Raw genomic sequence first — 8902 nt, forward strand, 5'->3', positions numbered from 1 at the left:
CCAATATCTGCAGGATGCCAGCGTCGCCACCCTGCGCCGACGTCGGTTGCCACTCGAGTCTCTGGTGATGGTCATTCTAGGCATGGCACTTTATCGCAGCATGGATGCGTCGCTGATAAGATGAAGGTCATGTTACCCATTCGGCGTGCGTTGGTAGCCCCGAGCACAGTAGTACAAGGATGCGCTCGGTTAGGGTCGGATGTTTCAGCAAACTCAGCAACTCTGGCATCAAGACGCCGCCCATCTGCAATTGGCGTAAGGACGATTTACACAAATACAGTTGCCAGCTAGTTGATAGTAATGCGGCGATTTTCGTTGATAACGTCAACTCCCTCGCGATGACTAAAACTAAGCTGGCTAAGTCCGTTTTAGATGCTGGCTGGGGAATGCTCAAAACAATGCAGGAATACAAATGCGCTCATGCAGGCGTTGTTTTTGAAGAAATTAACGAGAGTTACACATCCCAAACCTGTTCGTGCTGCGGGAGTATTCTCGCGCGCAGTCCGAAAGGTAGAGCCGGTTTGCGAATAAGAGAATGGTCTTGTAGCGGTTCTTGCGTTATGCACGATAGAGAAATCAATGCAGCAAAGAACATTCTTGCGGTCGGGCATGGCCGTCTAGATGTAGGAATCCACCTCCTTTAGGGGAGGGAGGATGTCAAATTGAGCACCGTTATGTGAAGGGATGAGCCAATGCCTGTACCATTGATGGAGTAATCCTAGAGCATAAAAACCGCAGCCAAAGAGCGCTAAACTGTGGTGAGGCACTTGCTCTACGAGTTTCGCAGTCAGGTCGACGTTACTGACGGATACGGAGTCAAACGCGGCACTTGTGAGCAGGTCACGGGTCAATTCCATGTGACAGACCATACGCACTTGGGGGTAATCGGAGATGGTCGTTATATTGCCGGTTCGGCTAAATACCTTATCGTTCTCAGCGCTGTCTGGCGTCCGCCAAACCACGTCATCAAAGGCCTGCAGAGTGAGCCCGTGCCAATTTGAATGGGGTGTTTTTGCATACCCAAGTTGCTGGTTTTATTGAAGACAGCTTCTACAGGTTCATGCCCTGATCGTTGTTTAGCTTGGATAACAGCGCTGGAGGAGACAAAGGGCTTCTTACCTGGCAAGAGAATATCGTGTTGTGACAACACTTTGCTCATCGACAAATGACGATATAACGATATGCCGATGACACTCCACACCATCACTTCCATCGGCAGTCGTCGCTTTCTGATGGAAGCTACACCTGTGTCGGCCAGACATTGTTCAATCAAGTCTGTTGAAAGGGGGTCTGATAAACCTGTGAGCTGGTCGGCTTATAACTTATGGATTTGGTCTAGAGTTTGTCTTAGAAACATAAAAAATCCGAATGCTGTTATACACGCGAATTTTGGCACTCTGAAAAGATCGGTAATGCCGATCATTTAACGCTTAACTGATCGGCATTACCTTGAAAAACACTATTCCTAATTCTGCAGCAAATATACCCAAGCAATATAGTTATATCACATTGAAAAAATTAGAGAATTTATAAATATCGGCTAAGTGTACAAAATGTTTCGATAGCGCATTCTTTTTGAAAAAAAACAATATTCATCAATCTTGCTTACATTTACCCACTTGTGGGTATACATTTTATTAGCAGAATAATAGATCATTCCTTTGTGAAAAACATGTAATGAATTTACCTAGCTTTCTGATCTTGCTGCTTTTTACATAAAAGCCGTTGAAAAGTGGCGCTCTTGGAGGACACATGGGTGCAAATACTGCAGAAGAAAAATCACTAGAATTGAAAATCTTTATTTTTTTAACCGTATTTCTCGCTCCACTATTGGCGATATTGTTGGTAAGTGGTTTGGGCTTTGCGATTTGGATAAGTCAAATGCTTATTGGTCCTCCAGGGGCGGCTTAGCCTGAGGATAATCAAAACTGATAGTTAGAGTGGATTACCCTATGAGTACAGAGCTTCATATTACCAGTTTAGTCGTGCAAGTCATGCCGCAAAAGATGACAGAAGTGCGGCAGCAGATTATGAAAGTTAATAATGCTGAGCTCTCTGTTAATAACGAGGTGAAATTGGTGGTTGTCCTCGAAGGTGAGAGTCAACGAAGTCTAATGGATGGAATAGAGCAGATTAATGCCATTCCAGGAGTCTTATCCGCCACAATGGTTTACCACCAGAGTGAAATACTCGAAGAAGGTGAAGAATGAACATGAATAGACGTGACTTTATCAAGGCCAATGCGGTGATCGCTGCGGCAGGAGCGGCAGGTTTAGCGCTGCCAGCGTCGGCCAGCAATTTGATTACTAGCTCGGAACAAACTAAATTAGAGTGGAACAAAGCGCCTTGCCGTTTTTGCGGTACTGGTTGTTCTGTAATTGTCGCGACTCGCGATGGCAAAGTGGTTGCCACTCACGGTGATGCTAACAGTGAAGTGAACCGTGGCCTTAACTGTATTAAGGGTTACTTCCTGTCGAAAATTATGTATGGCAGCGATCGTTTGACCACACCAATGCTCAGAATGACCGACGGCAAGTACGACAAACACGGTGAGTTTACCCCCATTAGTTGGGACAGCGCTTTTGATATCATGGCACAAAAATGGAAAGAAACCCTAAAAGCCAAAGGCCCTACTGCAGTCGGGATGTTTGGTTCGGGGCAGTGGACAGTTTGGGAAGGCTACGCTGCCGTTAAATTGATGAAAGCGGGCTTTGGCTCTAACAACATTGACCCGAATGCGCGCCACTGTATGGCGTCTGCCGTCGTGGGCTTTATGCGTACCTTCGGTATCGATGAACCTATGGGTTGTTATGATGATATGGAGGCGGCCGATGCCTTTGTGCTGTGGGGCTCTAACATGGCCGAAATGCACCCCATCCTCTGGACTCGGATCACCGACCGCCGCCTAAGTGCATCCCATGTGAAGGTTGCAGTCCTCTCAACCTTCGAGCATCGATCCTTCGACTTGGCGGATTTACCTATAGTATTTACGCCGCAAACCGACTTAGCTATCCTTAATTTTATCGCGAACTACGTCATTCAAAACGATAAAGTAAACTGGGACTTTGTGAATAACCACGTTAATTTCCGTCAAGGTACCACGGATATCGGTTATGGTTTGCGTCCAACTCATCCGCTTGAACAGAAAGCCAAAAATGTCAAAACGGCAGGGGATTCCACTCCTATTGATTTCGATACCTTTAAGGCCTTTGTGGCTGAATATACGGTGGAGAAAGTCAGCAAAATGTCGGGCGTCCCTGAGGCTAAACTGATTGAATTAGCCAAACTCTATGCCGATCCCGATACTAAAGTCACCTCGTTCTGGACCATGGGTTTTAATCAGCATACTCGTGGTGTGTGGTGTAATAACCTGATTTATAACATCCACTTACTAACAGGTAAGATTTCGACTCCAGGTAACAGTCCATTCTCGTTAACCGGCCAACCTTCTGCCTGCGGTACGGCCCGTGAAGTGGGGACTTTCTCCCACCGTTTACCCGCGGATATGGTGGTGACTAATCCTGAGCATCGAAAACATGCCGAAGAAATTTGGAAGATCCCCAGCGGCATAATTCCACCCAAACCCGGTTATCACGCAGTAGAGCAAAATCGGCGGTTAAAAGATGGCGACTTGAACTGCTACTGGGTGCAAGTGAATAACAATATGCAAGCAGGGGCGAATATCAATGAGGAAGGCTTACCAGGCTACCGTAATCCTGCCAACTTTATTGTGGTGTCTGATGCATATCCGACCGTGACGACTCAAGCTGCGGACTTAATTCTGCCCACAGCCATGTGGGTGGAGAAAGAGGGGGCCTATGGTAATGCTGAGCGTCGCACCCAATTTTGGCATCAAATGGTGCAGGCGCCTGGCGAATCACACTCGGATCTCTGGCAATTAATGGAGTTTGCTAAACGCTTCACGACAGACGAAGTTTGGCCAGTGGAGGTGTTAACCGCAAACCCCCAATTTAAAGGCAAAACGCTATTTGAAGTGTTGTACCAAAATGGCAATGTCGACAAATTCCCTTTAGCGGATGCAGATCCTAAGTATCTGAACAACGAGGCGAAGCATTTTGGTTTCTACGTACAAAAAGGGCTCTTTGAAGAATATGCGAGCTTTGGTCGTGGTCACGGTCACGATTTAGCGCCGTTCGATGCTTACCATGAAGCCCATGGTCTTCGCTGGCCCGTGGTCAATGGTAAAGAAACCAAATGGCGTTTTCGAGAGGGCAGTGATCCCTATGTTAAACCGGGTAAAGGCTTTGAGTTTTATGGACATGCTGATGGCCGTGCGGTAATTTTTGCGCTGCCATATGAACCGCCTGCAGAGTCTCCTGATGAAGAGTTCGATATTTGGTTATCTACAGGTCGAGTGCTTGAACACTGGCATTCAGGCTCGATGACACAACGTGTGCCAGAGCTTTATCGTGCCTTCCCTGATGCCGTGTGTTTTATGCATCCAGAAGATGCTAAAAAACGTGGTTTACGACGTGGGGATGAAGTGCGAATTGTATCTCGCCGCGGTGAAATCAAAACTCGTGTTGAAACCAGAGGTCGTAACAAGCCGCCTGTGGGTCTCGTATTTGTACCTTGGTTTGATGCCAGTCAGCTCATCAACAAAGTCACCTTGGATGCGACAGATCCGTTGTCCAAACAAACCGACTTTAAGAAATGTGCTGTGAAAATCGTCAAGGTATAAGGAGTACAGGATGAAAACATTCAAATTAGTTTCAGCATTGAGCGTACTTACCTTTTCAGCCCTGATGATAACAAGTGTTACTGCGGCCAGTATTCCTGAGGATAAGATTGATACCTTACGACAGGCGCCGATTAACGTAGAGCCAACTCCGCCTGCAATGCAGGCTGTTTTGAACAAAGATATAAAACAGGTGCGTAACTATCCGATGCAGCCGCCAGTTATCCCGCACAAAATTGATGGATATCAACTCGATCTTAAGGTTAATAAATGTATGGCGTGTCATGCAAGGCAGCGCACTGGCGACTCGCAAGCACCTATGGTGAGCGTGACCCATTATATGGATAGGGATAACAACTTTTTAGCTGAGCTTTCGCCAAGGCGTTATTTCTGCACTCAGTGCCATGTGCCGCAGTTGGATGCCAAATTACTGGTTGAGAATGACTTTGTGGATATGGATCATCTGATTAAAGCCAACACTGAGCAGAAAAAACACTAGGAGTCAGCATGTTAGATAAACTTAAAAAGATCTGGCAAGTGCTCAATCGTCCGAGTGTGCACTACAGTTTGGGGTTTTTAACCTTAGGTGGCTTTGTCGCGGGGGTGATTTTCTGGGGGGGCTTTAACACTGCGCTGGAAGCGACGAACCAAGAAGCCTTCTGTATTGGTTGTCATGAAATGGAAAATAACGTCTACCAAGAGTTACAGTCGACTATCCATTTCACAAACCGCAGCGGTGTGCGTGCAACATGTCCAGATTGCCACGTGCCACATAACTGGACCGATAAGATAGCCCGTAAAATGCAGGCATCCAAAGAAGTATGGGGTAAAGTGTTTGGCACCATTAATACTCGCGAAAAGTTTGAAAACAAACGTCGTGAGCTAGCCGAACATGAATGGGCAAGGTTAAAGGCGAATGATTCGTTAGAATGTCGCAACTGTCATAACTTTACTTATATGGATTTTACTCGCCAATCGCCAAGGGCGGCAAAGATGCATTCAACCTCGTTGGCAAATGGGGAAAAAACCTGCATTGATTGTCATAAGGGGATTGCCCATCATTTACCTGATATGAAGGGCGTTGAAGGCTTTTAAATTGACATCCCCCACTTCTGCTGAGTGGCTCGAGCATCATTGGCATTTAAGCTGGGAGTAGGGGAATCCAATTACGTTGAGATTTGTGCCTGATTTATTTCTATCCCTTCAAATAATGAATAAGAGTTGAATAACCATTTTTTTCAGCATGCTGAAGAGGTATAACCTTTTAAATTTAAACGATCGCCAGTCTCAACGTAAGCGGTTAATAAAACCCACATACCAATAATCCTAACGCTTTGACATAGTACCTTTTTCATCGGAGGTACTATGAACCAAGCACAAAAACGCGCTCATTGGACAGCTGTCATTGAGCAACAAAAACAAAGTCAGTTATCCATTAAGCAGTTTTGCCAAGCCAACGGCATTCCTTATCAGACCTTTTGTTATTGGTCTAAGCGATTGCATTCAACCGATACCAAGCAGACATTACAGCCTATCGTTTTCAATGAGCAACCTCACTCATCCGCCGAGGCTGTTGTGCTCTTCTTTGCTAACGGTATCCGAGCTGAGTTGCCAGCCGCGCTGAACGCTGCTCAAATCAAGCACTGGGTGGACGCGTTGCAATGACGCCTTCCGGCAAGGTCTTTCTGGTTTCTGGCGTGACCGATATGCGCAAGTCCATCGACGGCCTATCGCTCATTGTCGCCGAGCAACTGGAGATGGATCCGTTCAGCGAAGCCTGGTTTATCTTTTGTAACCGGGGGCGTGATAAGCTCAAAATCTTGTTCTGGGATACCAATGGCTTTTGGCTTTACTATCGCCTTTTGGAAAAGGGCACCATTAAGTGGCCACGCCCAGATCCCCAAGGTGTTATCACCATCAGCAAACCTCAGCTTCATTGGCTGCTCTCTGGCCTAGCTCTGGAGAACAGTAAAGCTCATCGGCCCCTCAATGGGCTAGAAGTGTGACGCATGACACTGATCGCTCATTTGCGCTTGAACGATCGTTTTTAACCCTCACACTGGGAAGCATTCAACGCAGCAAGATGACGGACAATGACAGAACTCCCCAATGATATCGAGCAACTCAAGGCTCTGCTACTGGCTAAAGAGGCGTTGTTGCAAGCCAAAGAGGAAGAAGTCGCCGCCCTGAAAACACAAGTTCAATTACTGGTTGAACAACTCAACCTCAGTAAATCCAAACGCTTTGCGGCGCAAAGTGAAAAAGTCGCCAAAGGCACCTTCAACGAAGCTGAGCAGCAGAATGCCTTGCCCAAGCCTGTCGCCGAGTGCGCTAAAACCGGTCGAAAGCCACTGCCTGCAGACCTTGAGCGCGAAGTCCAACGCCACACCTTAACTGCCCCGTATTGTGACTGTTGTGATGCGCCCTTACACGAGTGCGGCAAAGAAGTCAGTGAAACGCTGAAAATCCTGCCGCAACGAGTGAGTGTCATCCGCCATGAGCGCACTAAATATGCCTGCCGCCAGTGCGAGCAGACCGCAGAAACCAGCAAAGTCGTCACTGCCCCCAAACCCGCGAGCATGATCCCCAAAAGCCTTGGCAGTCCAGAAGCTTTCGCGGCGGTGGTCACCGCTAACTATTTGTATGTGCAGCCATTGTACCGTCAGGTGGATATGTTGAACCGCTCGGGCATCGATATCAGCCGCGCCACCCTTGCGAACTGGTGCGTGCAGCTCGGCAGTAAAGTGCAAGTCATCATAGCTGCGATGAAAGCCCAGTTATTAACCGAAAAACTCATCTGCGCCGATGAAACCACAGTGCAAGTGCTGAGGGAAGAAGACCGACAGGCACAAACAAAATCCTATATGTGGGTGTATCGCAGTGGTGAATTTACTGACAACCTAGTAGTGATTTACGACTACCATCCCAGCCGTGCCGGTGCGTGTGTGCGAGACTTCCTCGGGGATTACCAGGGTTATCTGTTGTCAGATGGCTACAGCGCCTACGATACCCTGAAGGCGTCACCCAAGCGGCTTGTATGGCACATGTGCGGCGCAAATTTATCGAGGCCCAAAAGGCATCACCAAGCAAGAAAGCAGGTAAGCCGGAAAAAGCATTAAGCTTCATCGGCAAACTGTACGCCGTAGAGCAGCGAGCGAAAGACCTATCAGCCGAAGCACGGCAACAACTGAGGATGCAAGAAAGTCTGCCAATCCTCAATGACTTTAAACAGTGGCTGGATAGCCAGCAGGTATTACCGAAAGGCACCTTAGGTAAAGCCATCACTTACGCCATCAATCAGTGGCAAAAATGGCTCACCTACTTAGAGGATGGCCATATCAGCATCGACAACAATGTGACGGAGCGGGATATCCGGCCGGTCACCACAGGCAGAAAGAACTGGATGTTCTCGACCTCAGTCGGCGGTGCCAAAGCCAGTGCGAATTTATATAGCTTGGTGATGACGTGCCGGGCGAATGATATCAACCCATACTATTACTTCCGGCATCTGTTCACCGAGTTGCCAAAACGTTCACAGGCCGATGATATGTCGGATCTTATGCCGTGGAATAACGCGTCAATGGTTCATTAACCGCTTACCATTTTCCGGGCTGATGTCTTTTGAAGCACTGACGAAACCAGCCATGCCAATGCCTCTGCGCAAACCAATTATCTGCGATACTGCAGCCATTGTTAACATCACCCCGAGCAACAATCCGGCGATGAATGCCCATATAAGAATTTATCAAAAGCTTAATGCTTAAGGTTCAGTCTATGAATAATGCTTAACTGAACGGCATTACACCTTAAGGTGCGTTTTGTTGGAGCTGATTATTGTTAGCGCAAATATTAGATTTTAAAGTGGCTTACTGCGCTGACAAGATATTCGGCGCGAGTTCTTAATTCATCCGATGCTGAAGCATTGGCATCTGCAGCTCGAGACGAATCCTCAGCAATATCACGGATAACAACGACGTTCTTATTCACTTCAGCAGCCACCATACTTTGCTCTTCAATCGCAGCGGCAATCTGAGTGCTCATATCCATAATATTACGCACGTCATTATTGATAAGTTTTAGTAACTCCCCAGCTGCGGCAGCCTGCTCCGCGCTTTCTGCTCCTTGTTTTTGGCTCGTATCCATTAACTGTACAATTGCGCGAGTTCGGCTTTGTAATGTCTGAATAATATTAGCAATTTCCTG

The 8902-nt window shown here is 47.2% G+C and carries 10 protein-coding genes and 3 pseudogenes; 10 read left to right on the forward strand and 3 right to left on the reverse strand.

Annotation, left to right across the window (positions count from 1 at the left end; all coding sequences use genetic code 11):
* Nucleotides 1-7: 7 nt before the first annotated feature.
* Both ACRCZA_RS16000 and ACRCZA_RS16005 read left to right on the forward strand, forming a co-directional pair.
* The gene (locus ACRCZA_RS16000; RefSeq protein ID WP_438675391.1) at nucleotides 8-124 is read left to right on the forward strand and encodes a transposase domain-containing protein; all 117 of its coding nucleotides are present in this window, start codon (nucleotides 8-10) and stop codon (nucleotides 122-124) included.
* A gap of 55 nt (nucleotides 125-179) precedes the next feature.
* Nucleotides 180-644: an RNA-guided endonuclease InsQ/TnpB family protein gene (locus ACRCZA_RS16005; RefSeq protein WP_438675383.1), complete on the forward strand. Its 465-nt coding sequence runs from the start codon at nucleotides 180-182 to the stop codon at nucleotides 642-644.
* Here the strand turns inward: ACRCZA_RS16005 and ACRCZA_RS16010 are convergent.
* Nucleotides 618-857: a hypothetical protein gene (locus ACRCZA_RS16010; protein ID WP_438675392.1), complete on the reverse strand. Its 240-nt coding sequence runs from the start codon at nucleotides 855-857 to the stop codon at nucleotides 618-620. The two genes, ACRCZA_RS16005 and ACRCZA_RS16010, sit on opposite strands and share 27 nt — an antisense overlap.
* A 41-nt stretch (nucleotides 858-898) precedes the next feature.
* Nucleotides 899-1297 (reverse strand): annotated as a pseudogene (locus ACRCZA_RS16015) (transposase domain-containing protein); the annotation flags it as partial.
* A gap of 455 nt (nucleotides 1298-1752) precedes the next feature.
* On the opposite strand from ACRCZA_RS16015, the gene ACRCZA_RS16020 reads away from it, so the two are divergent.
* The 8 genes and pseudogenes from ACRCZA_RS16020 (at nucleotide 1753) to tnpC (ending at nucleotide 8291) form a co-directional block, all read left to right on the forward strand.
* Entirely contained in the window at nucleotides 1753-1911 is a 159-nt protein-coding gene (locus ACRCZA_RS16020; RefSeq protein WP_438675384.1) for a periplasmic nitrate reductase, NapE protein, read from the forward strand.
* A gap of 41 nt (nucleotides 1912-1952) precedes the next feature.
* Nucleotides 1953-2210 carry a chaperone NapD gene (locus ACRCZA_RS16025; RefSeq protein WP_438675385.1) on the forward strand — a complete coding sequence of 86 codons (258 nt, stop codon included), beginning with the start codon at nucleotides 1953-1955 and terminating at the stop codon, nucleotides 2208-2210.
* Between the two features lie 2 nt (nucleotides 2211-2212).
* Nucleotides 2213-4702, forward strand: coding sequence for a nitrate reductase catalytic subunit NapA (gene napA / locus ACRCZA_RS16030; RefSeq protein ID WP_438675386.1), 2490 nt, complete (start codon nucleotides 2213-2215; stop codon nucleotides 4700-4702).
* A gap of 10 nt (nucleotides 4703-4712) precedes the next feature.
* Nucleotides 4713-5198 (forward strand): nitrate reductase cytochrome c-type subunit, encoded by a 486-nt coding sequence (locus ACRCZA_RS16035; RefSeq protein ID WP_438675387.1) that lies wholly within the window; start codon nucleotides 4713-4715, stop codon nucleotides 5196-5198.
* Nucleotides 5199-5206: 8 nt separating this feature from the next.
* A complete protein-coding gene (locus tag ACRCZA_RS16040) occupies nucleotides 5207-5794 on the forward strand; it encodes a cytochrome c3 family protein (RefSeq protein ID WP_438675388.1) in 588 nt (195 codons plus the stop codon).
* A gap of 270 nt (nucleotides 5795-6064) precedes the next feature.
* Nucleotides 6065-6364: an IS66 family insertion sequence element accessory protein TnpA gene (gene tnpA / locus ACRCZA_RS16045; protein ID WP_438675389.1), complete on the forward strand. Its 300-nt coding sequence runs from the start codon at nucleotides 6065-6067 to the stop codon at nucleotides 6362-6364.
* The gene (gene tnpB, locus ACRCZA_RS16050; RefSeq protein ID WP_438675390.1) at nucleotides 6361-6705 is read left to right on the forward strand and encodes an IS66 family insertion sequence element accessory protein TnpB; all 345 of its coding nucleotides are present in this window, start codon (nucleotides 6361-6363) and stop codon (nucleotides 6703-6705) included. The genes tnpA and tnpB overlap by 4 nt, the downstream gene beginning before the upstream one ends.
* Before the next feature lie 87 nt (nucleotides 6706-6792).
* Nucleotides 6793-8291: pseudogene (gene tnpC, locus ACRCZA_RS16055) on the forward strand (IS66 family transposase).
* 257 nt (nucleotides 8292-8548) lie between these two features.
* Here tnpC and ACRCZA_RS16060 read toward each other — a convergent pair.
* Nucleotides 8549-8902: pseudogene (locus ACRCZA_RS16060) on the reverse strand (methyl-accepting chemotaxis protein); the annotation flags it as partial.

This window comes from Shewanella sp., assembly GCF_051658185.1.
Lineage (GTDB): Bacteria > Pseudomonadota > Gammaproteobacteria > Enterobacterales > Shewanellaceae > Shewanella.

Bases quoted from the DNA above. Each gene is read 5' to 3' on its own strand.
- ACRCZA_RS16005 (WP_438675383.1), top strand. From the start codon at position 180: ATGCGCTCGGTTAGGGTCGGATGTTTCAGCAAACTCAGCAACTCTGGC.
- ACRCZA_RS16010 (WP_438675392.1), bottom strand. From the start codon at position 857: ATGGAATTGACCCGTGACCTGCTCACAAGTGCCGCGTTTGACTCCGTA.
- ACRCZA_RS16020 (WP_438675384.1), top strand. From the start codon at position 1,753: ATGGGTGCAAATACTGCAGAAGAAAAATCACTAGAATTGAAAATCTTT.
- ACRCZA_RS16025 (WP_438675385.1), top strand. From the start codon at position 1,953: ATGAGTACAGAGCTTCATATTACCAGTTTAGTCGTGCAAGTCATGCCG.
- napA (WP_438675386.1), top strand. From the start codon at position 2,213: ATGAATAGACGTGACTTTATCAAGGCCAATGCGGTGATCGCTGCGGCA.
- ACRCZA_RS16035 (WP_438675387.1), top strand. From the start codon at position 4,713: ATGAAAACATTCAAATTAGTTTCAGCATTGAGCGTACTTACCTTTTCA.
- ACRCZA_RS16040 (WP_438675388.1), top strand. From the start codon at position 5,207: ATGTTAGATAAACTTAAAAAGATCTGGCAAGTGCTCAATCGTCCGAGT.
- tnpA (WP_438675389.1), top strand. From the start codon at position 6,065: ATGAACCAAGCACAAAAACGCGCTCATTGGACAGCTGTCATTGAGCAA.
- tnpB (WP_438675390.1), top strand. From the start codon at position 6,361: ATGACGCCTTCCGGCAAGGTCTTTCTGGTTTCTGGCGTGACCGATATG.